At 73.9% G+C, this 24,553-nt stretch carries 21 protein-coding genes; 15 read left to right on the top strand and 6 right to left on the bottom strand.

From position 1 onward, the window contains the following. Positions 1 to 110 precede the first annotated feature (110 nt). Positions 111 to 371 carry a 30S ribosomal protein S20 gene (gene rpsT, locus BJZ21_RS07120; protein ID WP_179663105.1) on the top strand — a complete coding sequence of 87 codons (261 nt, stop codon included), beginning with the start codon at positions 111 to 113 and terminating at the stop codon, positions 369 to 371. 84 nt (positions 372 to 455) lie between these two features. On the opposite strand, the gene holA is transcribed toward rpsT, so the two are convergent. From holA to BJZ21_RS07100, 4 genes are all read right to left on the bottom strand, one after another. Next, a complete protein-coding gene (holA, locus tag BJZ21_RS07115) occupies positions 456 to 1,448 on the bottom strand; it encodes a DNA polymerase III subunit delta (protein WP_179663104.1) in 993 nt (330 codons plus the stop codon). Between the two features lie 56 nt (positions 1,449 to 1,504). Continuing rightward, positions 1,505 to 3,838: a ComEC/Rec2 family competence protein gene (locus BJZ21_RS07110; protein WP_343052006.1), complete on the bottom strand. Its 2,334-nt coding sequence runs from the start codon at positions 3,836 to 3,838 to the stop codon at positions 1,505 to 1,507. A gap of 1 nt (position 3,839) precedes the next feature. After that, positions 3,840 to 4,943, bottom strand: a complete 1,104-nt coding sequence (locus BJZ21_RS07105; RefSeq protein ID WP_179663103.1) for a ComEA family DNA-binding protein — start codon at positions 4,941 to 4,943, stop codon at positions 3,840 to 3,842. 567 nt (positions 4,944 to 5,510) lie between these two features. Continuing rightward, positions 5,511 to 6,365, bottom strand: coding sequence for a DegV family protein (locus BJZ21_RS07100; RefSeq protein WP_179663102.1), 855 nt, complete (start codon positions 6,363 to 6,365; stop codon positions 5,511 to 5,513). Positions 6,366 to 6,511: 146 nt separating this feature from the next. Between BJZ21_RS07100 and BJZ21_RS07095 the strand changes: the two genes are divergently transcribed. After that, the gene (locus BJZ21_RS07095; RefSeq protein WP_179663101.1) at positions 6,512 to 8,005 is read left to right on the top strand and encodes an AAA family ATPase; all 1,494 of its coding nucleotides are present in this window, start codon (positions 6,512 to 6,514) and stop codon (positions 8,003 to 8,005) included. Between the two features lie 11 nt (positions 8,006 to 8,016). Here BJZ21_RS07095 and leuS read toward each other — a convergent pair whose 3' ends face one another. Further along, on the bottom strand, positions 8,017 to 10,515 hold the full coding sequence (gene leuS, locus BJZ21_RS07090; protein WP_179663100.1) for a leucine--tRNA ligase: 2,499 nt from the start codon (positions 10,513 to 10,515) through the stop codon (positions 8,017 to 8,019). Positions 10,516 to 10,676: 161 nt separating this feature from the next. On the opposite strand from leuS, the gene BJZ21_RS07085 reads away from it, so the two are divergent. Then, positions 10,677 to 11,438 carry an SDR family NAD(P)-dependent oxidoreductase gene (locus BJZ21_RS07085; protein WP_179663099.1) on the top strand — a complete coding sequence of 254 codons (762 nt, stop codon included), beginning with the start codon at positions 10,677 to 10,679 and terminating at the stop codon, positions 11,436 to 11,438. A 43-nt stretch (positions 11,439 to 11,481) separates the two neighbouring features. Further along, complete coding sequence (locus BJZ21_RS07080; protein WP_179663098.1) at positions 11,482 to 12,942, top strand: flavin-containing monooxygenase; 1,461 nt, start codon at positions 11,482 to 11,484, stop codon at positions 12,940 to 12,942. Between the two features lie 84 nt (positions 12,943 to 13,026). On the opposite strand, the gene BJZ21_RS07075 is transcribed toward BJZ21_RS07080, so the two are convergent. Beyond that, the gene (locus BJZ21_RS07075; RefSeq protein WP_343052258.1) at positions 13,027 to 13,686 is read right to left on the bottom strand and encodes an HAD family hydrolase; all 660 of its coding nucleotides are present in this window, start codon (positions 13,684 to 13,686) and stop codon (positions 13,027 to 13,029) included. 158 nt (positions 13,687 to 13,844) lie between these two features. On the opposite strand from BJZ21_RS07075, the gene BJZ21_RS07070 reads away from it, so the two are divergent. The 11 genes from BJZ21_RS07070 to BJZ21_RS07020 all read left to right on the top strand — a co-directional run bounded on the left by BJZ21_RS07070 (position 13,845) and on the right by BJZ21_RS07020 (position 24,498). Further along, positions 13,845 to 14,942 (top strand): class I SAM-dependent methyltransferase, encoded by a 1,098-nt coding sequence (locus tag BJZ21_RS07070; RefSeq protein ID WP_246298464.1) that lies wholly within the window; start codon positions 13,845 to 13,847, stop codon positions 14,940 to 14,942. Positions 14,943 to 15,074: 132 nt separating this feature from the next. Next, positions 15,075 to 16,265: a substrate-binding domain-containing protein gene (locus tag BJZ21_RS07065; RefSeq protein ID WP_179663096.1), complete on the top strand. Its 1,191-nt coding sequence runs from the start codon at positions 15,075 to 15,077 to the stop codon at positions 16,263 to 16,265. 83 nt (positions 16,266 to 16,348) lie between these two features. Then, positions 16,349 to 17,026, top strand: a complete 678-nt coding sequence (locus BJZ21_RS07060) for an ABC transporter ATP-binding protein (RefSeq protein WP_218851365.1) — start codon at positions 16,349 to 16,351, stop codon at positions 17,024 to 17,026. Beyond that, positions 17,023 to 17,754: an ATP-binding cassette domain-containing protein gene (locus tag BJZ21_RS07055; protein ID WP_179663095.1), complete on the top strand. Its 732-nt coding sequence runs from the start codon at positions 17,023 to 17,025 to the stop codon at positions 17,752 to 17,754. The genes BJZ21_RS07060 and BJZ21_RS07055 overlap by 4 nt, the downstream gene beginning before the upstream one ends. A gap of 3 nt (positions 17,755 to 17,757) precedes the next feature. Then, the gene (locus BJZ21_RS07050) at positions 17,758 to 18,636 is read left to right on the top strand and encodes an ABC transporter permease subunit (RefSeq protein ID WP_179663094.1); all 879 of its coding nucleotides are present in this window, start codon (positions 17,758 to 17,760) and stop codon (positions 18,634 to 18,636) included. Beyond that, on the top strand, positions 18,636 to 19,703 hold the full coding sequence (locus BJZ21_RS07045; protein WP_179663093.1) for a branched-chain amino acid ABC transporter permease: 1,068 nt from the start codon (positions 18,636 to 18,638) through the stop codon (positions 19,701 to 19,703). The genes BJZ21_RS07050 and BJZ21_RS07045 overlap by 1 nt, the downstream gene beginning before the upstream one ends. Further along, on the top strand, positions 19,703 to 21,163 hold the full coding sequence (locus tag BJZ21_RS07040) for a class I adenylate-forming enzyme family protein (protein ID WP_179663092.1): 1,461 nt from the start codon (positions 19,703 to 19,705) through the stop codon (positions 21,161 to 21,163). Before BJZ21_RS07045 ends, BJZ21_RS07040 begins: the two co-directional genes overlap by 1 nt. Next, a complete protein-coding gene (locus tag BJZ21_RS07035; RefSeq protein WP_179663091.1) occupies positions 21,160 to 21,789 on the top strand; it encodes a TetR family transcriptional regulator in 630 nt (209 codons plus the stop codon). Before BJZ21_RS07040 ends, BJZ21_RS07035 begins: the two co-directional genes overlap by 4 nt. Further along, complete coding sequence (locus BJZ21_RS07030) at positions 21,786 to 22,565, top strand: 3-hydroxybutyrate dehydrogenase (RefSeq protein ID WP_179663090.1); 780 nt, start codon at positions 21,786 to 21,788, stop codon at positions 22,563 to 22,565. Before BJZ21_RS07035 ends, BJZ21_RS07030 begins: the two co-directional genes overlap by 4 nt. After that, positions 22,562 to 23,452 (top strand): alpha/beta fold hydrolase, encoded by an 891-nt coding sequence (locus BJZ21_RS07025; RefSeq protein WP_179665561.1) that lies wholly within the window; start codon positions 22,562 to 22,564, stop codon positions 23,450 to 23,452. The genes BJZ21_RS07030 and BJZ21_RS07025 overlap by 4 nt, the downstream gene beginning before the upstream one ends. Continuing rightward, positions 23,449 to 24,498 (top strand): alpha/beta fold hydrolase, encoded by a 1,050-nt coding sequence (locus BJZ21_RS07020; protein WP_218851363.1) that lies wholly within the window; start codon positions 23,449 to 23,451, stop codon positions 24,496 to 24,498. Before BJZ21_RS07025 ends, BJZ21_RS07020 begins: the two co-directional genes overlap by 4 nt. Positions 24,499 to 24,553: the final 55 nt, after the last annotated feature.

Below are 24,553 nucleotides of genomic sequence, written 5' to 3'. Positions count from 1 at the left end.
CGCTGCTAATCTTTCACGTCGCGTGTCTGGCGCCAGCAGTCCTGGCTGGAGCGCCGACTGCACCAAGACTCAGCCGTACACCACCCCATACCTACGACGAAGGTTCAGTAGTGGCGAACATCAAGTCCCAGATCAAGCGGAACACGCAGAACGAGAAGCGTCACGAGCGCAACAAGGCCGTGAAGACCGGCCTGAAGTCGGCCGTGCGCAAGTTCCGCGAGCTGGCCGAGGCCGGCGACAAGGACGCCGCGCTCACCGCCGGCCGCGTCGCTTCGCGCAAGCTCGACAAGGCCGTCTCCAAGGGCGTGATCCACCAGAACCAGGCCGCCAACCGCAAGTCGGCGATCGCCAAGAAGGCCGCCTCGCTCTGAGACCAGCCTTGTCAGGCGCCGTCCCCTCGGGGCGGCGCCTTTCGGCATTTCGGCACCCGGGCGTCCGCCCGGTCCGGCGGGGGCTCAGCGCTGGTCGCGGAGGCCGGTCACGGTGAGGACCAGCCGCTCCAGCGTGTACGCCGGGTCGGTGGCGGCGCCCTTGATGTCGGCGTCGGCGCGGGCCACGGCCCGGATCGCGTGGCCGATCGCCGCGTCGGACCAGCCCCGCGACTGGTCGCGGATGGCGCGCACCTTCCACGGCGGCACCCCCACCTGGCGGGCCAGGTCGGCGTCGCGCATGCCCCGCGGCGCGGCCTTGTAGCGCGCCACCCCGCGCGCTCCCCCGGCGAACGCCGAGGTGACCAGCACCGGCGCCGTGCCGGCGTCCAGGGCCCAGCGCAGCTCCTCCAGCGCGGCCTCGGGGCGGCCCGAGAAGGCGGCGTCGGCGACCGCGAAGGACTTGGCCTCGGCCCGGCCGCCGAAGTACTGCTTGATCTTGGCGTCGGTCAGCGCCTGTCCGGGGAAGTCGCTGGCCAGCTGATCGGCCGCGGCCGCCAGCGACCGCAGGTCCTGGCCGACGGCCTGCACCAGCGACGACGCGGCCTCGTTGTCGATGGTGCAGCCGTGGCTGCGGACCTCGGCGGCGACGAACGCGGGGAACTCCGAGGCCCGCAGCTCCCCGGACTTCGACTCGGTGACGCCCGGAAGCTTGCGGAGCTTGGTCAGCACGCCGCTGCCCTTGGGGCCGCCGCCGTGGACCAGCACCAGCGCGACCTCCTCGGCCGGCGCCCCGGCGTACCGGAGCAGGCCGTCGACGGACTCCTCCGGGAGGTTCTCCAGGCCGCGGACGACCACGCACCGGATGCTGGAGAACAGCGACGGCGCGGCGAGCTCGCCCAAGGTCGCCAGCGACAGCTCCGAGGCGGAGGTCTCCGACAGCTCCGCCTCCGCGTCGTGCTCGCGCACCGCCGCACGGACCGCGACGACGGTGCGCTCGTTGAGGAACTCCTCCTTGCCGGTCACCAGGGTGACCCGACCGAGGACGTCTGCTGCGCGGGGGTGGGAACGGCCTGCCATGGTGCCCACAGCCTCCCACAGCGCACCGACACCCGGTGCGCTGCCCGACCGGGCTCTCAGCGGCGGGTCTGCCAGCCCAGGACCCCCCGGTGGACCACCACCGCCAGGTCCCCGTCGAGGTCGGTGCGCAGCACCCGCGCGCCGGTCCCCGCGAGTGCGGCGATCGTGCTGGCTGCGGGATGGCCGTAGTCGTTGTCCGCGCCCACCGAGACCAGGTCGAGGCGGGCGCCGAGCGAGAGCAGGAACGGCAGGTCCTGGTAGCGACTGCCGTGGTGCGGCACCTTGAGCACGTCGACCTGGAGCCCGGGGAGCATCGCCGCGAGCCGGGCCTGGCCCTCCGGCTCGACGTCACCCGCCAGCAGCAGCCGCATCCCGCGGACCGCGACCAGCAGCACGACACTGGCCTCGTTCGCGGTGCTGCCGTCGCCGGGGCCCGCGACCGGGGAGTCGGGCAGCGGCCACAGCACCTGCAGGGTGACGTCCCCGATCCGCCGGGTCACGCCGTACGGCGCGGCGAGGGGCGTCAGCCCCGCACCGGCGGCCGCGTCCGTCACCTCGCGCACGCCCTGCGGCGGGTCCTGCAGGCGGGTGGTCTCGACCGCACCGACCGGGTGGCCGTCGAGGACGCCGGAGATCCCGTCGACGTGGTCGGCGTGGAAGTGGGTGAGCAGCAGCAGCGGCACCCGGGTGACGCCGAGCCGGTCCAGGCACCGGTCCACGGGCGCGGGGTCGGGTCCGGCGTCGACGACGACCGCCGCCCCGGGGGCGGCGTTCAGCACCAGGGCGTCGCCCTGCCCCACGTCGCACGCGACCAGCACCCACCCCGCCGGCGGCCAGCCCGCCGCCCACGGCGCCGGCAACCGGCCCGCGACCGCCAGCACGAGCACCACGCCGCAGGCCACGCCGGTGGAGCGTCGGCGCAGCAGCACGGGGGCCACCCCGGCCAGCACCAGGCTGCCGACCGAGAGCACCGCCAGGGCCACCGCGCCGGTCCCCCAGTCGACCGTCGCCGACGGCAGGCCAGCGCCGTGATGGGCGACCAGCACGATCCAGGCCACGCACCAGGAGGCGAGGGTGCCGGCGACCCGGCCGAGTGGCGCCCACGCCAGGCCGAGCAGTCCGCCGGCCAGGCCCAGCACGGTGGCCGGGCCGACCGGCGGCGCGGCCGCGAGGTTGGCGGCGACCGCGACGAGGCTGACCTGCCCCGAGATCGCGGCGACCAGCGGGGTGCAGGCGAGCTGCGCCGCCGCGGGCACGGCCACCGCCTCCGCGATCCAGCGCGGGAGCCAACAGGCGAGCGCGTCGCGCCAGCCCGGCGCGAGCAGCAGGATGCCGGCGGTCGCCAGCACCGACAGGGCGAACCCCGGCGCCACCGCCAGGGCCGGATCCACGAGCAACAGCACCACCAGCGCGACGCCGAGCGCCCGGGTCCCGCGCTCGCGGCCGTCGACCCCCATCGCCACGAGACCGATCGAGCCCATCACCGCCGCGCGCAGCACGCTGGGCTCGGTCCGGGCCAGCAGCACGAAGCCTGCGATGCCGAGGGCCGCGACGACCTGCAGCCACCGCCCCCGCACGTGCAGCCAGCGCGCCACCACCAGCACGAACCCCACCAGCAGGGTGAGGTTGGTCCCCGACACCGCCATCAGGTGGGTCAGCCCGGTGGCGCGGAAGTCCGCGGCCAGGTCGGTCGCGACGCCCTGGTCGTCCCCGTCGACGAGCGCGGGCACGAGCGCCCGCTGGTCGGGTGGCCGGCCGGCCACCGAGGCCCGCAGCGAGGCGCGGACCGCCGCCGCGCCGCGCCACCACACGTCCGGGGCGGCCACGACGCTCGGCCGCCCGGCGGCCAGCAGCAGCGCCGCCGTGTCCGGCCCGTCCGACGGTGCCAGCCGCCCGGTCGTCCGGACCTGCGCCCCCAACGGCAGGTCCCGCCAGCCCTCGTGGCCCAGCACGACGACCGGGGCACCCAGCGCGTACGTCGTGCCGCGTCCGGTGATCCGGCGGACCCGCAGCCGGACCAGCACCTGGTCGCCGAACCGGCCCGCGACCACCCGGGCGTCGCTGGTCACGGTCCCCTCGAGCGTGACCACGGCCCCGTCGGCGGCCAGGGCGGCCACCGGGCTGGCACGGACCTGCTCCTGGCGCACCAGCGCCGAGGCCGCGACGGCGGCGGCGACGAGCAGCACGGCCGCACCGGTCCGGACCGGCCGGCGCGACAGCCCGCGACGGACGAGCAGCCAGCCGGCCAGCAGGGCCAGCCCGGCCGCGAGCAGCACCGGCCCCCCGGCGTACCTGCCGAGCAGCCCGCCCGCCCAGGCCGCGAGGCCCAGCAGCGGCATCCGCAGGTCGGGCCGCCGGCGGGACCGCGGGTCGGGGGCCGGCGCCCGCACCTCACACCGTCACCAGCGGCGCGAGCTTGCTCAAGGTGGCCTCGCCGATGCCGTCCACCTCGAGCAGTTCGTCGACCGAGCTGAAGCCGCCGTGCTGGTCGCGCCAGGTCAGGATCGACTGGGCGGTCACGGGCCCGACCTCCGGCAGCGCCTCGAGCTCGGGCTCGGTGGCGGTGTTGAGGTCGACGAGCGGGGTGCCAGGGGCGCCCGGCGTGGGCGCGGGCAGCGGAGCGGCCCCGGCCGGGGCCGCCACCGCTCCCGGCGCGCCGACCAGGATCTGCTCGCCGTCGACCAGCACCCGGGCCAGGTTCAGGCCCGAGAGGTCGACCCCGGGCCGGGCTCCCCCGGCCTTCCGCAGCGCGTCGACCACCCGGGCCCCGGCGTCCAGCACCGCGATGCCCGGACGCCGGACCCGGCCCGCGACGTCCACCGTGACCGTGGCGGGTGAGGCCGTGGTGTCGGCGGCCGGAGACGCCGCAGCTGCGCCGGGGCCGGCGGCCGCGCCGGGGCCGACGGCCAGCGTAGAAGCCGACTGGGACGCCGACAGCGACGCCAGGGCCGCCGGACTCGCGACCAGCGGCGCGACCACCTCGTGCGGTCGCCCGCGCACCACCCACCAGCAGGTCACCGCGAGTCCCAGCGAGACCAGCACGGCCACCACCGCGACCTGCGAGGCGCCGATCGCGACCCGGCCACGCAACGTGTCCGGCAGCACGTCAACGGTCAGCCGGCGCGGTCGCCTCGAAGCGTGTCGGCCGGGCACCGGCACCAGCGACGTCGCGAGCTCGTCCGGGCCGGGGCCAGCGGGTGGCCGGTCGGCGGGTGGCGGGTCGGCGGGTGGCGGGTCGGCGGGTGGCGGGTCGGGGGGCGGGACCGCGTACAGCCCGGGCCGGGGGCGCGCCGAGATCCGGGTGTGCGCCGCGGTCCAGCCGTCGTCGTCCCAGCCGTCGTTGTCCCAGCCGGTGTCCGGACCGTCCGCGAGCCCCGACTCGAGGTCCGACTCGGGCTCCGGTTCGGGCTCACGCACCGCCGCGAGCTCGGCGCTCAGCAGCGCCAGGCGGCGGGAGACGGCTTCCTGGTGGTCGGTGCTTGGGCGACGGCGCATGCCGGGGACGGTAGGCGGGGTCGGCCCCGCCGGTGCCTGGCCCGCAGCCCCTTGTGGAGACCCCTGACGGGAGCCCGGCCTGTGGGTGAGAGCCGGGCCGCAGGCCGGCAGCCGGTGGCGTGGGACGCCGACGGGGGGACACCGGCGCCGCGGGACGCGGGCGCCGAGGGACGCCTGGCATCGAGGGACGCGGGCGCCGAGGGACGCCTGGCATCGAATGGCGGAAGGCTGCAAGCCGGCGGCCCGAATTTCTGCGGTCTGTCGCCATTCCGCAGACCCGTCCCCCAGGCCCCGACCCGGCCCCGCGGGACGCCTGGCATCGAATGGCGGAAGGCTGCAAGCCGGCGGCCCGAATCTCTGCGGTCTGTCGCCATTCCGCAGCACGGTCCCCCCCCAGTCCCCGGACCGGCCCCCACGGGACGCCGGCATCGAATGGCGGAAGACTGCAAGCCGGCGGCCCGAATCTCTGCGGTCTGTCGCCATTCCGCAGACCCGTCCCCCAGGCCCCGGCCCGGCGCCGCTCAGGCCCCCGCAGACCCGCGCCGGGACCTGCCGATGGGTGGGCCCTCAGAGCCGCGGCGCGACACAGACCGCCAGCATGCCCGGGCCGACATGCGCGCCCAGGACGGCCCCGAGCTCGCCGCACCAGATCTCTCTGCCCCCGAGGTTGCCCAGGAGCCGGGCCCCGAGGTGGTCGGCGAGCTGGCCCGCGCGGTCGGGGCTGGCCAGGTGCGCCACGCAGACGTCCACGGACTGATCGCCCGCCGCCTCCACCGCGAGCTCCTCGAGCCGGGCGAGCGCCCGGGCCGAGGTGCGCACCTTCTCCAGCATCGCCACCGACCCGTCCTGGATCTGCAGCAGTGGCTTGACCGCCAGCGCGCCGCCGAAGAGCGCCGCGGCCTTGCCGATCCGGCCGCCGCGACGCAGGTACTCCAACGTGTCGACGTAGAACAGCGACCGCGTGGCCGCAGCCCGGGCCCGCGCCGCCTCCGCCGCGTCGTCGACCGAGCCGCCCGCGTCGAGCGTGTCGGCCGCCGCGAGCACCGCGAAGCCGGTGGCCACGCCCACCTGCCGGCTGTCCACCGGTACGACGGGGACCGACGCCTCGCGGGCCGCCAGCTGGGCGGACTCGAACGTCCCGCTCATCTCGGCCGAGAGGTGGATCGAGAGCACCTCGGTCGCCCCGGCCGCGGCCGCGGCCTCGTAGGCCTCCAACATCCGGGCCGGCGACGGACGCGAGGTGCTGACCGGCTTGAACGAGCGCAGCGCCTCCGCGACCAGCTCCGGGGTGGCGCCGTCGGCGCCCTCGTCGAGCACCTGCGCGCCGATCACGACCTGCAGCGGCACCACGGCGATCCCCCGCTCGGCCGCCACGCCCGCGGGGAGCATGGCGGTGGAGTCGGTGACGATCACGGCCGGCATGGCGCCAGAGGCTACCCGCCGGTCCGCGGGGGTACGGCGTCGCGTCCGCGGGGGCACGGCGTCGCGTTCGCGAGCGCCCGCGCAGGGAGAGTCGTAGGCTGCGCCCACCGCCGGCGCGCCGCCGGCGGACGGGGGAAGGAGTCCGGATGCCGGCGTACCACTCCACGTTGCGTTGGGGCCCCGCACCGGGGGTGCCCGGCGCGGCGGACGACCTGCGGCCCGAGCTGTCCGACGTGCGCCGCTACGGCCGCATGCTGATGCACCGGTTCGTCAGCCAAGCCCGGGCGGCCGAGCAACCGAGCTTCCGGTCGATGATCGGCGAGCACCTCGGCGTCCCCCTCGACGATCTGCCCGTCGTGGAGGAGCACTGGCCGGCCTACGAGCACGTCAACGTCCAGGCGGCGGTCGATGCCTGGCTCGCCGACGCGGGCCGCACCCACCGGCTGGTCGGACTCGCCGACTACCGGCACCGTGGCCCGTTCGGCCTCGCCGACCTGCTCGGGCAGGACGGGTCGGCCCGCTTCAACGCGCCGCGCCCGGGCAACGTCACCCGGACCAGCCTGCCCAGCGGGCCGGCGGGCGAGACCCGCGACTGCCTGCGGGCGGCGCTGGTGCTCGTCGAGGACGGCGCCGACCGCATCGCCTTCCTGTTCCGTGGCGCCGACCCGGACGGCGAGCGCAGCGGCGTCCTCGTCGAGGCGGTGGCCACCCGCCCCGAGGCGGCGCGTGACCTGGTGGCGTCGCTGCGCACGCTCGCCCTCGACCTGAACGTCTATCGCGGCCAGGTCGTGTCCTTCGGCCGGAGCATGTTCGGCGAGCGGTCCTCGCTGCTGCGCTTCCACCCCCGGCCCCGGATGCGCGCCGAGGACCTGATCCTGCCTCCTGACACCTTCGCCGACGTGCGCCGCCAGGTGGTCGGGGTGGCCCGCAACAGCGACCGGCTCCGCGCCGCCGGCCAGCACCTCAAGCGTGGCCTGCTGCTCTACGGCCCGCCGGGCGTCGGGAAGACCCACACCGTGCGCTACCTGGTCGGTGAGCTGGAGGGCACCACCATCGTCGAGCTCACCGGCGAGACCCTGGGCGCGATCCGCGACGCCTGCTCGATCGCCCGCGCGCTCGCCCCGGCGATGATCGTGGTCGAGGACGTCGACCTCATCGCGCAGCAGCGCGACCACTACGGCGGCGAGACGCCGCTGCTGTTCACGCTGCTCAACGAGATGGACGGCCTGGCGGAGGACGCCGACGTGGTCTTCCTGCTGACCACCAACCGGGCCGACCTGCTCGAGCCGGCGCTGGCCTCCCGGCCCGGCCGGGTCGACCAGGCGGTCCACATCGACCTGCCCGACCGCGACGCCCGCCGCCGTCTCGTCGAGCTCTACCGCGGCTCGCTCGACGTCGACCTGGGCCGGGTCGAGGACGTGCTGGACCGCACCGACGGCGTCACCGCCTCGTTCCTCAAGGAGCTGCTCCGGCGCGCCGCCGTCGTCGCGGCGGACCGCGACGCGCAGGCGTCGGCCGACACCGTCCTCGCGGTGTCGGCCGACGACCTGTCCAGCGCGCTCGACGAGCTGCTCGACACCCGCAACCAGATGACCCGGGCCGTGCTCGGCTACCGCGAGGAGCCGCGACGCCGGGACTAGCGGCTCGGTCGCTAGACGACGACGTTGACCAGCTTCGGCGCGCGCACGATCACCTTGCGCACCGGCCGGCCGTCGACGGCCTTCACGACGGCGGGGTCGGCCATGGCCAGCGCCTCCAGGTCGGCCTCGCCGATGTCCGGCGAGACCTCCAGGCGCGCCTTCACCTTGCCCTGGATCTGGACCACGGCGGTGACCGAGTCCTCGACCAGCAGCGCCGGGTCGACGGTCGGCCAGCCGGCCCGGGCGACGGTCGGCTCGTGGCCCAGCCGCTCCCACATCTCCTCGGCGGTGTACGGCGCCACCAGCGACAGCAGGACCGCCACCGCCTCGGCCGCCTCGCGGACCGCGGGGTCGGCGGGACCGCACCCCGCGTCGATCGCCTTGCGGGTGGCGTTCACCAGCTCCATCGTGCGGGCGACCATGACGTTGAACCGGTGGCTCTCCACCAGCACCTCGGCCTCGCGCAGCGTCTTGTGCGTGACCTTGCGCAGCGCCAGGTCACCGCCGGCGGGATCGGTCCCGGGCTCGCTGGTGACGTCGCCGCTCAGCCGCCAGGCGCGCTGCAGGAAGCGCGCCGAGCCGCCCGGCGAGACGTCCGCCCAGTCGATGTTGTCCTCCGGGGGGCTCGCGAACACCAGGGTCAGCCGGACCGCGTCGACCCCGAACTCCGCCAGCTGGTCGCCCAGGTTGACGCCGTTGCCCAGCGACTTGCTCATCTTGCGGCCGTTGTTGATGACCTTGCCCTGGGACAGGTACGCCGAGAACGGCTCGTCCCAGCTCACCAGGCCCATGTCGCGCAGCGCCTTGGTGAAGAACCGGGCGTACAGCAGGTGCAGCACGGCGTGCTCGTCGCCCCCGACGTACAGGTCGACGGGTCCCCACTCGTCGGCCAGCGCGCGGTCGAAGGCCTGGGTGTCGTCGTGCGGGGAGACGTAGCGGAAGAAGTACCAGGACGAGTCCACGAAGGTGTCCATGGTGTCGGTGTCCCGGGTCGCCGGGCCGCCGCACCGGGGGCAGCTGACGTTCACCCAGTCGGTGGCCGCACCCAGCGGCGAGGTGCCCTTGGGCTTCAGGTCGGCGCCGCGCAGCTCCGGCAGCTCGACGGGCAGCTGGTCCTCGGGGACCGGCACCTCCCCGTCGACCGGGCAGTGGATGATCGGGATCGGCGCACCCCAGTAGCGCTGGCGCGACAGCAGCCAGTCGCGCAGCCGGAAGTTGACCGTGCCGCGGCCCAGCCCGCGGCGCTCCAGGAACGCGATGGTCGTGGACTTGGCCTCGGCCACGCCCATGCCGGACAGGTCGATCTCGTCGTTGGCCGAGTTGATCGCCGGGCCGTCGCCGGTGAACGCGTCGCCCTCCCAGCCCTCCGGCGGCTGGACGGTGCGCACGACCGGCAGGTCGAACGCCTTCGCGAAGTCCCAGTCGCGCTGGTCCTGCCCGGGCACCGCCATGATCGCGCCGGTGCCGTAGTCGGCCAGCACGTAGTCGGCGGCGTACACCGGGATCCGGGTGCCGGTCAGCGGGTTGGTGGCGTGCACGCCCAGGAAGACGCCGGTCTTGGGCCGGTCGGTGGCCAGGCGGTTGATCTCGGTCTCCTTGCGGACCTCGACCAGGTAGTCCTCCAGCGCCTGCCGCTGCTCGTCGGCGACCAGCTCGGAGGCCAGCGCCGCGTCGGCCGCGACGACCATGAACGTGGCGCCGAACAGCGTGTCGGGACGGGTCGTGTAGACCGTCAGCGGCTCCTCGCGGCCCTCCACGACGAAGTCGACGTGGGCGCCCTCGGAGCGCCCGATCCAGTTGCGCTGCGCGTTGACGACCTTGTCCGACCAGGTCGGCTGCAGGTCGTCCAGGCAGTCCAGCAGCTCCTGGGCGTACGCCGTGGTGCGGAAGTACCACTGCGTCAGCTCACGCTTGGTGACCTCGGCGCCGCACCGCTCGCAGGCGCCGTCGACGACCTGCTCGTTGGCCAGCACGGTCTGGTCGTTGGGGCACCAGTTGACCGGGCTGTTCTTGCGGTAGGCCAGCCCCCGCTCGTGGAACTTCAGGAACAGCCACTGGGTCCACCGGTAGTACGACGGGTCCGAGGTGTTGAACCGTCGCGACCAGTCGAAGCTCACGGCGTACCGCCGGAAGGACTCCAGCTGGGTGGCGATGTTGCCGTAGGTGTAGTCCGCCGGGTGCGCGTCGTTGCGGATCGCGGCGTTCTCCGCGGGCAGCCCGAAGGAGTCCCACCCCATCGGGTTCAGGACCTCGTAGCCGCGCTGCCACCAGTAGCGGGCGATGACGTCGTGCAGCGCCGTCACCTCGGCGTGACCCATGTGCAGGTCACCGCTGGGGTAGGGGAACATCGTCAGCGCGTACTTCTTCTCGCGCGGGCTGTCGTCGTGGGCCCGGAACGGCTCCAGCTCGTCCCACACCGCACGCCACTTGGTCTCGACGGCCTCGGTGTCGTACGTCGCGCGCTCGTCCCCGGCCCGGCCCTCGTCGGCGTTGCCTGCCTGCTCGCTCATCTGGTTCTCTCCCACGTCTGGTCGGTGATCTGGCTCCGGGCACAAAAAAGCCCCTCGGGCACGAGGGGCAGCCGCGTCGATGTGTGCGTCCCGACGCGGCTAGGTAAGGAGCAGGATCCTCCGCATGGGACCCATGGTACCGCCCCCGTAGGGTGACGGGCATGACCGTCACCGATCTGTTCAGGCTGGACGGCAAGGTCGCCGTCGTCACCGGTGCGTCCAGCGGGCTGGGCGTCGCCTTCGCGCAGGCGCTCGCCGAGGCGGGCGCCGACGTCGTGCTCGGCGCCCGCCGCGTCGACCGCCTCGAGGACACCGCGAAGCTGGTCGAGGCCGCGGGCCGCCGCGCGCTGGCGGTGGCCACCGACGTCGCCGACCCCGACTCGTGCACGGCGCTGGTCGAGGCCGCGGTCGCCGAGTTCGGTCGGGTCGACGTGCTGGTCAACAACGCGGGCATCGGCACCGCGGTGCCCGCGACCCGGGAGACCCCCGAGCAGTTCCGGTCGGTCATCGACGTCAACCTCAACGGCTGCTACTGGATGGCGCAGGCCTGCGGTCGGGTGATGCAGCCCGGGTCGAGCATCATCAACATCAGCTCGGTGCTCGGGCTGACCACCGCCGGGCTGCCGCAGGCGGCGTACGCCGCGTCCAAGGCCGGGCTGATCGGCCTGACCCGCGACCTGGCCCAGCAGTGGACCGGCCGCAAGGGCATCCGGGTCAACGCGATCGCGCCGGGCTTCTTCGAGTCCGAGATGACCGACCAGTACCCGCCCGGCTACCTGGAGTCCCAGGGCCCGCGGATCCCGGTCGGGCGCAAGGGCGACCCCGTCGAGCTCGCCGCGGCCGTGGTGTTCCTGGCCTCGGCGGCCGGCGGCTACGTCACCGGCCAGACCCTCGCCGTCGACGGCGGCATGACCATCACCTGACCGACCCTCCGGTCGAACCGGAACATGTTCTAACGTCGTTCCCATGGGCTCCCCGCGCGTGGTGGTGATCGGTGCCGGCTTCGGCGGCCTCGGCGTCGCCCACGCCCTACGGGAGGCGGGCGTCACCGACGTGACCGTGCTCGAGCGCGCCCCGGAGGTCGGCGGGGTCTGGCGCGACAACACCTACCCCGGCGCCGCGTGCGACGTGCCCACGCCGCTCTACTCCTGGTCGTGGGCGCCGAACCCGGACTGGGGTCGGCGCTACGGCACCCAGCCCGAGATCCTGGCCTACCTGCGCCGGACCGCGGACGAGGCGGGCCTGATCGACCTGGTCCGCACAGGGGTCGAGGTCAAGGCGGCCGAGTACGATGAGTCGCGGCGCAGGTGGCGGGTCACGACCGGCGACGGCGAGACCATCGAGGCCGACGTGGTGGTCTCGGCGGTCGGCCAGCTCTCCAACCCGGTGGTCCCCGACATCCCGGGCGCCGCCACGTTCGCCGGTCCGGCGTTCCACTCGGCGCACTGGCGCCCCGACGTCGACCTCACCGGCAAGCGGGTCGCGGTGGTCGGCACCGGCGCGAGCGCGATCCAGCTCGTGCCCGGGATCGTCGACCGGGTCGCCGGGCTGACGGTCTTCCAGCGCTCGGCGCCGTACGTCGTCCCGAAGCCGGACCAGGCCTACGGGCCTCGCCACCACCAGCTGTTCCGCCGTCGGCCGTGGACCCAGCAGCTCGAGCGCCGCACGGTGTTCTGGCTCTCCGAGCAGCTGAACGCCGCCCTCGGCGGCGACTCGTGGCTCTCGACCCCGCTGACGACGCTGCTGCGCGGCGCCTGGCGGCTGAAGCTGCGCCGGCAGGTCCGCGACCCCGCGCTGCGGCGCCGGCTGGTGCCCGACTACCCGATCGGGTGCAAGCGGCTGCTGTTCTCCAACGACTGGTACCCCGCGCTGGACCGCGACCACGTCGACGTGGTGACCGACCGGGTCACCGGCATCGAGCCGGGCGGGCTGCGCACCGCCGATCGACGGCTGCACGAGGCCGACGTGATCATCTGGGGCACCGGCTTCGCGGCGACCGAGTTCCTCGCCGGCGTCGAGGTGCGCGGGGCCGGCGGCACCGACCTGCACGAGGTGTGGGCCGACGGCGCTCGGGCCCACCTGGGCCTGACCGTGCCCGGCTTCCCCAACCTGTTCTGCGTCTACGGCCCCAACACCAATCTCGGCGGCAGCTCGATCATCGGCATGATGGAGGCGCAGGCCGGCTGGATCGCGCAGGTGGTCCGCCGGGTCGCGGACGGCGGCGCACGCCGGGTCGCCGTCCGCGCCGAGGTCGCGGACGCCTGGGACCGTGAGATGCAGTCGCGGCTGTCCCGCAGCGCGTGGGCCGGCTGCGACAGCTGGTACCGCGACGGCACGCGGATCACCACGAACTGGCCCGGTCTCGTGCAGGAGTACGTCGAGCGCACCGCCGTCGTGGACTGGTCGGAGCTGGAGGAGATCGGCTAGCCGATCAGCACTGTTCCTGGCACCCTCATGGAGCACGCCGCTTCGAGTGCCGCCCCTGACGGGCCGCCGGCCGGATCTGCTCGGTCACGGGGCCGTGCCGTCGGCGGCCGCCAGCGCCTCGTCGAGATGGGCCAACAGGTCGGCGGGGTCGTCGTAGACTGCGACCGCCCCCGCCTCGAGCAGCTCCTGGCGGCTGTAGCCGCCGGTGAGCAGCCCGATCGTGGGCAGGTCGGCACGGCTGGCCGCCTCGACGTCCCAGACCGCGTCGCCCACCATCACCGCCCGGGAGCCGCGCACCTTCTTCAGCGCCTCCTCGATCAGCTCGGGGTCGGGCTTGGACTCCCCCGCGTCCTCGCTGGTGGTCCAGGCGTCGGCATGCTCGCCGGCGTGCAGCAGCCGCAGCGGGTGCTCGGCGTGCTTGGGGATGCTGGAGCTGGCCAGCACCACCTCGGGCCCGGCCGCGCCGATGGCTGCCAGCAGCTCGCGCGCGGCCTCGAAGAGGGTGGTCTCCTCGATGATCTCGTCGTACTCCTGCTCCCACCGGGCCCGGATGTCGTCGCCGTGTGCGGCCTCGACGTCGTCGCCTGCTGCCGCCGCGACCAGCCGGTCGCCGCCCATGCCGAGGCAGCGGTGGATGTCGCGGGTGGGCACGTGCGCGTCGACGTACGCCGCGAACGCCCGCTGCCACGCGATCGTGTGATGGTAGTTGGAGTCGAGCAGGGTGCCGTCGATGTCGAACACCACGGTGTCCAAATGGAGTCATCTCCTTCAGGGTCGTCTGGTCACCCGTGACCATTCGGAGCCGGTCGTATTCCTCTACTGCGCGCCGACCACGGTCCCTAGCGTCGTGCCAACTCCACGACACCGGAAGCCGTGGCGACCAACGGGAGACGAGGAGACCCATGTCCATGACTACTCCAACAGGAACGACTCCGACCACCCAGGCCCCTGACCAGGCCAAGCTGGAGGCCCTCGTCGGCCAGGCCGTGACCGACATCGGGGCCGCGATGAACGGCGCCCTGGTGCTGCTCGGCAACGACCTGGGCTTCTGGTCGGCGCTCGCAGAGTCGGGTCCGACGACGCCGGCGATGCTGGCCGACCGCACCGGCGTGCCGGAGCCGTACGTCGACCAGTGGCTGGCCGCGCAGGCCGCCAGCGGCTACGTCGAGTACGACGCGGCCGCCCGCACGTTCGCGCTCGGCCCCGAGCAGTCGCTGGTGTTCGCCGACACCGAGAGCCCGGCGTACATGAGCGGTGGCTACCACATCGTCCGCTCGATCTACGAGGACCTGCCGAAGATCGAGGACGCCTTCGTCTCGGGCCGCGGGTTCGGCTGGCACGAGCACGACCAGGAGCTCTTCCTCGGCACCGAGCAGTTCTTCCGGCCCGGCTACCGCACCTACCTGACCGAGTCCTGGCTGCCCGCGCTCGAGGGCGTCGACGACAAGCTGCGTCGCGGCGCCAAGGTGGCCGACGTGGGCTGCGGCCACGGGGTCTCGACGGTGCTCATGGCCCAGCAGTACCCGGCGTCGACCTTCCACGGGTTCGACTACCACACCGGCTCGATCGACCGGGCCCGCCAAATCGCCCAGGACGAGGGCGCCGCCGGCAACACCGCGTTCGACGCCGCCTCGGCCGCGGACTACCCCGGCGCCGGCTTCGACCTGATCTGCTTCTTCGACTGCCTGCACGACATGGGCGACCCGGTCGGCGCCCTCCGGCACGCCCACGAGGCGTTGGCCGACGACGGCACCGTGATGCTGGTCGAGCCGATGGCGGCGGACTCGAGGGAGGCCAACATGAACCCGGTCGGGCGGGTCTACTACGCCGCCTCCACCATGATCTGCACCCCGTCCTCGCTCGCCCAGGACAACGGGGCGGCGCTGGGCGCCCAGGCCGGCGAGGCCCGGCTGCGCCACGTGGCCGAGGAGGCCGGCTTCACGCGGTTCCGCCGGGCCACCGAGACACCGGTGAACATGGTGCTCGAGATCCGGCCCTGACCCCGGCGCGCCCAGCTCACCGCCCCTCATCGAGGCCGACACCCCCACGGGTGTCGGCCTCGGTGCTTGACAGGACGGCCGACACCGCCTTTTATTTGAGGTGAATCACCTCTCATATTTCTAGGAGATGCCATGCCCCGCTCACGACTCCTCGCTGCCACCGCCGTCGGTGCCGCGGCCCTGATGGCCCTGGCCGGCTGCGCGAGCAGCTCCGGCAGCAGTGGCGGAGGAGGCGGTAGCGACTCGGCCAAGGTCGCGATCCTGACCTCGAAGACCGGCCCCCTGGCCGAGTACGGCCAGGAGTACATCAACGGCTTCAAGGCCGGCCTCGACTACGCGACCCAGGGCACCGGCAAGGTGGACGGGCGCACGATCGACGTGACCTACGCCGACGACCAGGGCAAGCCCGAGACCGCCGTGTCGCAGTTCAAGGACCTCGTCGGCAAGGGCTACCAGGTCATCGGCGGCACCGCGGACTCCGGCATCGCCCTCCAGCTCGCCCCGCTGGCCGAGCAGAACAAGGTCCTCTACGTCTCCGGCCCCGCGGCCGTCGACTCGCTCACCGGGATCAACGACTACACCTTCCGCAGCGGCCGCCAGACCTACCAGGACGTGGCGACCGCCGGCGCCTCGGTCGGCGACGTGCAGGGCAAGAAGATCGTGGTCTTCGCCCAGGACTACGCCTTCGGCCAGGCCAACGAGGCGGCGGTCAAGAGCGTGCTCGGCGCCCAGGGCGCGGACGTCAGCTCGATCATGGTGCCGCTGTCCGCCACCGACTTCACGCCGTTCGCGCTCAAGGCCAAGCAGGCCGGCGCCGACCTGCTCTTCGTCGCCTGGGCCGGCGACACGACCGGCGCCATGTGGCAGGCCCTCGACCAGCAGGGCGTCCTCGGAAGCACCACGGTCGTGACCGGCCTGGCCACGACCGCGTCGTACCAGATCTACGGCCCGGCGAGCAGCAAGATCGACTTCCTGTCCTACTACTTCAGCGGCGCTCCCGACAACGACGTCAACGCCGCGATGGTGGACGCCCTCCAGAAGCAGGGCGCCCAGGCCGACCTGTTCAGCCCCGACGGCTTCGTGGCCGCGCAGATGATGGTCCACGCGCTGCAGAGCGGCGACGACGTCGACGGGATGATCAAGTCCCTCGAGGGCTGGACCTTCAACGCCCCGAAGGGCCAGGAGACCGTCCGCGCCAGCGACCACGCGATGCTCCAGCCGATGTTCCTCGCGAAGCTGACCAAGAAGGACGGCCAGTGGGCGCCCGAGCTGGTCAAGACGCTGCCGGCCGACCAGGTCGCCCCGCCCGAGGCGGGGAGCTGACCGCGAGCAGCGGCCGCACCGGCACCGCCCTCGAGGTCGAGGGTCTGTGCTTCGCCGTCGGCGGAGCACGGATCCTCGACCAGGTGGAGCTGTCGGTGCCGGCCGGAGAGTTCCTCGGGGTGATCGGCCCCAACGGAGCCGGCAAAACCACCCTGTTCAACTGCGTGTCCGGCCTGGTCTCCCCCACCGGCGGGTCGATCCGCGTCGACGGGCACGACCTGACCCACGCGCCGGTCCACCAGCGGGCCCGGCGCGGCGTCGGCCGCACGTTCCAGACCTCGAGCGTCTTCCCGGCGCTCTCGGCGCTGGAGAACGTCCGGCTCGCGGTCCAGGCCCACAGCGGCGGCAGCCTGCGCCTGTGGGGCTCCACCCGGGGTTCGGTACGCCGGGCCGCCGAGTGCCTCGACCAGGTCCGCCTGGGCCGCCGGGCCGAGCACCCCGCCGGGTCCCTCTCGCACGGTGACAAGCGCAAGCTGGAGCTGGCGATCGTGCTGGCGACCGAGCCCCGCCTGCTGCTGCTCGACGAGCCGATGGCCGGCCTCGGTGTCGAGGACGTGCCCGAGCTGGTCGCGGTGATCCGCGACCTCCACCGGGGCCACGGCATCACCGTGCTCATGGTCGAGCACCACATCGAGGTCGTGCTCGGCCTCGCCGACCGGGTCGCGGTGCTCCACCACGGCCGGATGGTCGGAGTCGACACCCCCAGCGCCGTCATGGAGGACCCCCTCGTGCAGTCCGCCTACCTCGGAGAGGCCCTGTGAACACCCACCGGAGCGCCGACGCTCCCCCGCTGCTGACGCTGCGCGACGTGCACGTCGAGGTGGCCGGCTCGAAGATCCTGCACGGGATCTCCTTCGAGGTGGCCGCGACCGGGGTCACCGCCCTGCTCGGCCGCAACGGGGTCGGCAAGACCAGCACCCTGCTCGCGACCATGGGCCTGCTGCCCCGCACCGGCGAGATCGGCTTCGACGGCCGTCGCATCGACCGGGAGCGCACGCACCGGATCGTCCGGTCCGGGATCGGCTACGTGCCCGAGGACCGGGAGGTGTTCGCCGGCCTGACCGTCACCGAGAACCTCCGGCTCGCCGAGCGTGGCCCGCAGCCGCGCTACGACGTCGTCTACGAGCTCTTCCCCGAGCTGGACAAGCGCGGCCGGCAGGCCGCCGGCACGCTCTCCGGCGGCCAGCAGCAGATGCTGGCGCTCGGCCGGGTGCTGCTGGCCGACAACCGGCTGCTGCTCGTCGACGAGCCCACCAAGGGGCTGGCGCCGCAGGTGGTGCAGCAGGTCGCGGTCGCCCTCGAGCGGGTCGCGGCGCACACGCCGGTGCTGCTGGTCGAGCAGAACCTCGCCGTCGTACGCCGCCTGGCCCTCCGAGCCGTGGTGCTCAACCAGGGCCGCGTCGTCCACGACGGCGACGCCCGCGCCCTGCTCGCCGACGCCGCGCTGACCCAGCGGCTGCTCGGCGTCTCGACCGGAGAGGCGGCCTGAGTCGTGAGCACCGTCATCGTCCTGGCCTTCACCGGTCTCGGCCTGGGAGCGCTCTACTTCCTGATCGCCTCCGGTCTGTCACTGATCTTCGGCCTCATGCACGTGCTGAACTTCGCGCACGGCGCGATCCTCGGCGTGGGAGCCTACGTCGGCTGGTGGGCCGCCAGCCACGTCGGAGGCGGGCCCGGCCTGCGGCTGCTCCTGGCCGTGCTCGTGGGCATGGCCACCTCCACCGTGCTCGCCGCGCTTCTGGAGCTCGTGCTCGTGCGGCGGCTCTACGACCGCGAGATCGCCCAGGTGCTGGTCACCGTCGGCGTCGGCCTCGCGCTGGTCGCCCTGCTCCAGGGCATCTGGGGCACCGACCCGCGCAGCTACCCCGTGCCCGGCTGGATGCGCGAGACCATCCACGTCGGCGGCGCGGCCATCCCCCAGGGCCGGATCGTGGTCATCGTGGTCGGCGCGCTGGTGCTCGCGGCGTTCGTGCTGTTCCTGCGCCACACCCGCTACGGGCTGATCGTCCGCGCCGGCGTGGAGAACCGGGCCATGGTCACCGCGCTCGGCATCGACGTGCGCCGCGCCTTCACGCTGGTCTTCGCGCTCGGCGGCGCCGCCGCCGGCCTGGCCGGCGCCCTGGCCGGGGCCTACTTCGGCACGGTCACCCCGCAGCTGGGCTCCTCGCTGCTGATCTACGCCTTCATCGTCGTGGTGATCGGCGGCCTCGGCTCGGTCACGGGCTCGGCCATCGCCGCGGTGCTGGTCGGCCTGCTCCAGCAGTTCACCAACTACTACGCCGCGAGCGGCCTCGGCGACCTGTCGGTCGTGCTGCTGCTCGCCGTCGTCCTGCTGCTGCGGCCGCAGGGACTTCTCGGGAGGCCGGTGTGATGACACGACTTCGCAACCCGTTGGCGGGACTGGTGCTGGTGGTGCTGCTCGCGGTGGCGCCGTACTCCGTGCTGCAGGTCCCGGGCGTGCTGCCCGGACCGCTCAACTCGCCGGGCACCCTGCAGGTACTGGCCATCTGCCTGGTGTTCGCGGCCCTGGCGCTCTCCTACGACCTGCTGTTCGGGTTCACGGGGCTGCTCTCGTTCGGGCATGCGCTCTACTTCGCGATCGGGGGGTACGTCACCGCGATCGCGGTCAGCCGCTGGCACTGGGGGCTGGTGCCGTCGGTGCTGGCGGCCCTGCTGGTGACGCTGGTCGTCGCCGCGCTGTCGGGCGCGGTCAGCCTGCGCGTGCAGGGCATCGCCTTCGCGATGGTGACCCTGGCGTTCGCCCAGGCCGGCTCGGTGCTGGTCGTGCAGGACCCGCTCGGGGTGACCGGCGGCGAGCAGGGCCTGGGCCTGGACGCCTCCGGCCTGCCGGACCTGTTCGTCGGGGTCGTCAACACCCGCTACCTCTACTGGCTCGCGCTCGCGCTCGCCGTCGTGGTCTACCTGGTCGTCCGGGTGGTGACGCAGTCCCCCGCCGGACACGTCTGGTCCGCCATCCGGGAGAACGAGCTGCGCGCCGGCGTGCTGGGGCTGCGCACCTACGCGTTCAAGCTCGCGGCGTTCGTGATCGGCTCGGTGCTGGCCGCACTGTGCGGCGCGGTCTACGTGATCGTGGTCGGCGGCGCCAGTGCCGGCGTCACCACCGCGGACTTCACGCTGAGCCTGCTGGTGATGGTGGTCCTCGGCGGCTCCGGCGTGCGCAGCGGCGCCATGCTCGGCGGCTTCGCCTACATGCTGCTGGACCAGCGGCTGGGCAGCCTCGCCGGCGCCCAGAGCATCTCCGCGCTGCCGGCGGTGCTGGAGGTGCCGCTCTCCCAGCCGCTCTTCCTGCTCGGCGTCCTGTTCGTGCTGGTCGTGATGTTCCTCCCCGGCGGGCTGGCCTCGCTGCCGCGGCTGCTGCGCCGGGGCGGGGCCCGGGAACGGGGCCGGGTTCGCGAACCGGGGGCCGAGGCGGTGTGATGGAGACCATGGACGTCCCCCTGCTCGCCCCGGTGGGCCATCCGGATGCGGTGGCGCTCACGGACGGCACCACGAGCCTCACCTATGCCGAGCTGGTCCGCCGGTCCGCCGCGCTGGCCGCCGCGCTGGCCGACGCGGGGCTGCGGACCGGCGACCGGGTCGCCACGCTCGGCGCCAACAGCATCGCCCAGGTCGTGCTGTTCCACGCCTGCGCCCGGGCCGGGCTGGTGCTGGCGCCGCTCTCCTGGCGGGCGGCCCCGTCGGAGCTGGCCGCGATGCTCGAGGACGCCGACCCGGCGCTGCTGGTCGCCGACCTGCAGCACCAGGACCTCGCCGCGCGGGCGGCGGCGCTGCTCGACCGGGCGCCCACCCCCGCACTGATGGGCCCCGGCGGCCTGGAGCACGAGGTGCCCCGGGTCCGGCCCACGGGGGCGAGCGGGGCCGAGACCGGCGACGCGGTGCTGCTGCTCTACACCTCCGGCAGCAGCGGCCGGCCCAAGGGCGTGCTCCTCGGCCGGTCCGCCTGCCGGGCCACCACCGAGGCGCTGGCCGCGCGCTTCCCGCTGACCGCCGAGGACGTGGTGCTGCTGGTGCTGCCGCAGTTCCACGTCGCGGCCTGGAACGTCCAGACGCTGCAGGCACTCGGCGTGGGCGCCCGGGTGGTGGTGGTGCCCGACTTCGACGCCGGCACGGTCCTCGCCCTGCTCCAACGAGAGCGCGTCACCGCGATGATGGGCGTCCCGACGACCTACCAGATGCTCGCCGAGCACCCGGCGTTCCCGAGCTGCGACCTCTCCCGGCTGCGCCTCGCGGTCGTCGGTGGCGCACCCGTCGACCACCGGCTCTCCGAGGCGTGGGGCCACCACGGCGTGCGCATCTGGGCCGGCTACGGCCTGACCGAGGCCGGCCCCAACGTGCTGTGCGAGCCCCCGTCGGCGACCGCACCCACGGGCTGGCTGGAGCCCTACCCGGGTGTCTCGGTCCGACTGGACGAGCGTGGCCAGCTGCTGGTGCGCTCGCCGGGGCTCTTCCACGGCTACTGGCGCGACCCCACCGCCACCGCGCGCGCCTTCGTCGACGGCTGGCTGGCGACCGGCGACCTGGCCGACGAGCGCGACGGCCGCTTCCGGCTCCGCGGCCGCAGCAGCGAGAAGTACATCACCGGCGGCGAGAACGTGCACCCCGCCGAGGTGGAGCGGGCGCTGCGGCTGCTCGACGCGGTCGCCGAGGCCGCGGTGGTCGGCGTCCCCGACGAGCGCTGGGGCGAGGCGGGCCTGGCCTTCGTCGTACCCGCGCCGGGGCACGACCCGCGGCCCGAGCAGCTGCGCCGGGAGCTGCGCGAGCACCTGGCCGGCTTCAAGGTGCCCCGCGACATCGTGGTCGTGCCCTCGCTGCCCCAGACTGCCACCGGCAAGATCGACAAGCGATCGCTTCGTGCCCAGGCCGAGGAGCAGCAGTGACCGAGCAGAAGCACGAGCCGCGCACCGACAAGGGCACCCAGACGCGTCGACGGCTGCTCGAGGCGGCCGAGCGGATCTTCGCCGAGCGCGGCTACCACGACGCCTCGATCGTGAAGATCGCCGAGGCGGCGGGCGTCGCCGGCGGCACGTTCTACATCTACTTCAAGACCAAGCAGGAGATCTTCGACGAGGTGGTGATCGACCTCAACCACCGGGTGCGGCAGGCGATGGCCGAGGCCAGCTCGCGGGGCACCACCCGCTCGGAGGCGGAGCGGCTCGGCTTCGAGGCGTTCTTCCGGTTCACCGGCGAGCACCCGGCGCTCTACCGGATCATCCGGCAGGCCGAGTTCGTCTCCCCGCACACGCTGCGGTTGCACTACGAGCGGATCGTCGACGGATACGTCGAGGGCCTGACCCGGGCCACGGCGGCCGGCGAGATCGCCGACCTCGACCCCGACGTGGTCGCCTGGGCGCTGATGGGCGCCGGCGAGCTGATCGGGATGCGCTACGTCCTCTGGGACGACCAGCGGCGCATCCCCGACCACGTCCTGGAGGAGACCATGCGCTTCGTCCGTCGCGGACTCGGGGCGGCGGAGCACGAGCAGGAGGAGAACCCCATCCCATGAGCACACCCACCCCCACGTGGCCGGACCTGACCGGCCGGCGCGCCCTGGTCACCGGCGGCGCCAGCGGCATCGGCCGCGCCTGCGCCGAGCGACTCGCGGCCGCCGGCGCGGACGTCGTGGTCTGCGACCTCGACGGCGACGCCGCCAAGGCCGTGGCCGAGCGGATCGACGGCGAGGCGTGGGTCGCCGACCTCGCCGACCTGGAGTCGCTGGACCGGGAGCTGGCCGAGCGCGACCTCGCGATCGACGTCCTGGTCAACAACGCCGGCGTGCAGCACGTCGCGCCGATCGAGGACTTCCCGCCGGACCGCTTCGACCTGATCACCCGGCTGATGCTGCAGGCCCCCTTCCGGCTCGTCCGCGCGGTGCTGCCGGGGATGTACGCCCGCGGCTGGGGCCGGATCGTCAACATCTCCTCGGCGCACGGGCTCGCCGCGTCGCCCTTCAAGTCGGCCTACGTCTCGGCCAAGCACGGCCTGGAGGGCCTCTCCAAGGTCACCGCGCTCGAGGCCGGCGACAAGGGCGTCACCTCGAACTGCCTCAACCCCGGCTACGTGCGCACCCCGCTGGTGGAGAAGCAGATCGCCGACCAGGCCCGGACCCACGGGATCAGCGAGGCCGACGTCGTGTCGAAGGTGATGCTCGAGCTGCCCTCGGTCAAGCGACTGGTCGAGCCCGAGGAGGTCGCCGAGCTGGTGGCGTTCGTGTGCTCGCCGGCCTCGGCCAGCATCAACGGCGCCTCGCTGACCATGGACGGCGGGTGGACCGCACGATGACCCGCAGCTACGAGCCGTTCGACGTCGCGGTCGCCGGCGGCGACCTGCACGCGGGCCGGTGGGGCCGGGGCTCCGACGGACCGGTGGTGCTGGCGCTGCACGGCGTCACCTCCAACCACCTCGCGTGGTCGGCCGTCGCCCGGCACTCGTCGTACGACGTGGTCGCGCCGGACCTGCGCGGCCGGGGGCGCAGCAACGGCCTGGCCGGCCCGGCCGGGATGCACGCCCACGCCGCCGACCTGGCCCTCCTGCTGGACCACCTCGAGGTCGAGCAGGCCGTGGTCGTCGGGCACTCCATGGGCGGCTTCGTGGCGACCACGTTCGCCGCGGAGCACCCCGACCGGGTGGCCTCGGTGCTGCTCGTCGACGGCGGCCTGTCGCTGCCCCCGATGCCACCGGGCCTCTCCCCCGAGGAGACCGTGGCCGCGGTGATCGGCCCGGCGGCGCAACGGCTGTCGATGACCTTCGCCGACACCGAGGCCTACCTCGACTTCTGGCGCCGGCACCCCGCCCTGGGACCGGACCTGTCGCAGGAGGTCGCGGACTACTTCGCCTACGACCTGGTCGGGGACCCACCGGAGTGCCGTTCCTCGGTGACGGTGGAGTCGGTGCGCGAGGACTCGATCGACCTGCTCGACACCGCCGCGATCGACGCCCGGGTCGGCAAGCTCGCCACGGGCACGGTCTTCCTCCGTGCCCAGAACGGGATGATGGGCGAGCCGGGCGGCCTCTACCCCGCGGAGCTGGCGCGGCAGCACGCCTCGTCGTACCCGAACCTCGACGTGCGCGACGTCGCGGGCGTCAACCACTACACGGTCGTGATGGGCGACCAGGGCGCCGCGGTGGTCGCCGCCGCGATCGAGGAGTCCGCCGGCGGCGCGCGGTGACCGGCGACGGCCTGGTGGTCGAGGTCGCGGACCCCGGTCGCGCCGACACGTTCGTCCGCCACGACGGCAGGGAGACCGGCGAGCCGGTCGTGCTGGTGCACGGCAACATCTCCAGCTCCCTGTTCTGGGCGGGCACGCTGCGGGCGCTGCCCGGGCGCTTCCGCGGGCTGGCCCCGGACCTGCGCGGGTTCGGCGACACCGAGGCGCTGCCGATCGATGCCACCCGCGGCGTGCGGGACTTCTCCGACGACCTGCACGCGGCCCTGGCCGCGCTCGGCATCTCGCGGTGCCACCTGGCCGGCTGGAGCATGGGCGGCGGCGTGGTGATGCAGTACCTCCTCGACCACCCCGGCGAGGTGGCGAGCCTGACTCTGGTCAACCCGGTCTCGCCCTACGGGTACGGCGGGACCCGCGGCGCCGACGGCGCCCTGATCGGCGCCGACGGCCGGGGCGCCGGTGGCGGCACGGTCAACCCCGACTTCGTGCGCGCCCTCGCCGACGGCGACGCCGGCGACTCGCCGTCCTCGCCGCGGTCCGTCATGAACGCGCTCTACTTCGCCTCTCCCCCGCCCGGCGTCGACGAGGACGCCCTGGTCGCGTCGATGCTGACCACCCGCGTCGGCGACGACTTCTACCCCGGCGACTCCGTCGCCGCCGACGGGTGGCCGATGGTCGCACCCGGCCGGCGTGGGGTGCTCAACACGATGGCGCCGACCTGGTTCGACACCAGCGGCATCGTCGGGGTCGACCCGAAGCCGCCCGTGCTGTGGGTGCGCGGCGGCCGGGACCTGATCGTCTCCGACACCGCGGCCCTGGACCTGGCGGTCCTGGGCCGCGGCGGGGCGATCCCCGGATGGCCGGGCGAGGAGGTCTTCCCGGCGCAGCCGATGGTCGCGCAGACCCGCTCGGTGCTGCGCAGCTACGAGGCGGCCGGCGGCGACTTCACCGAGGTCGTGCTCGCCGACTGCGGCCACTCCCCGCACCTGGAGGACCCGGCCGCCTTCCAGGAGCTGTTCTTCGACTTCCTCGCCGCGAGCTCGCGCTAGGGCCCGTCGGACGCGAAGGAGCCGCGGACCGGAATCGGTCCGCGGCTCCTTCTCA

The sequence above is a fragment of the Nocardioides panaciterrulae genome (genome assembly GCF_013409645.1).
In the GTDB taxonomy this organism is placed as follows: domain Bacteria; phylum Actinomycetota; class Actinomycetes; order Propionibacteriales; family Nocardioidaceae; genus Nocardioides; species Nocardioides panaciterrulae.
The sequence above is the reverse complement of the archived record's forward strand: the minus strand, read 5'-3'. Positions and strand labels throughout refer to the sequence as shown.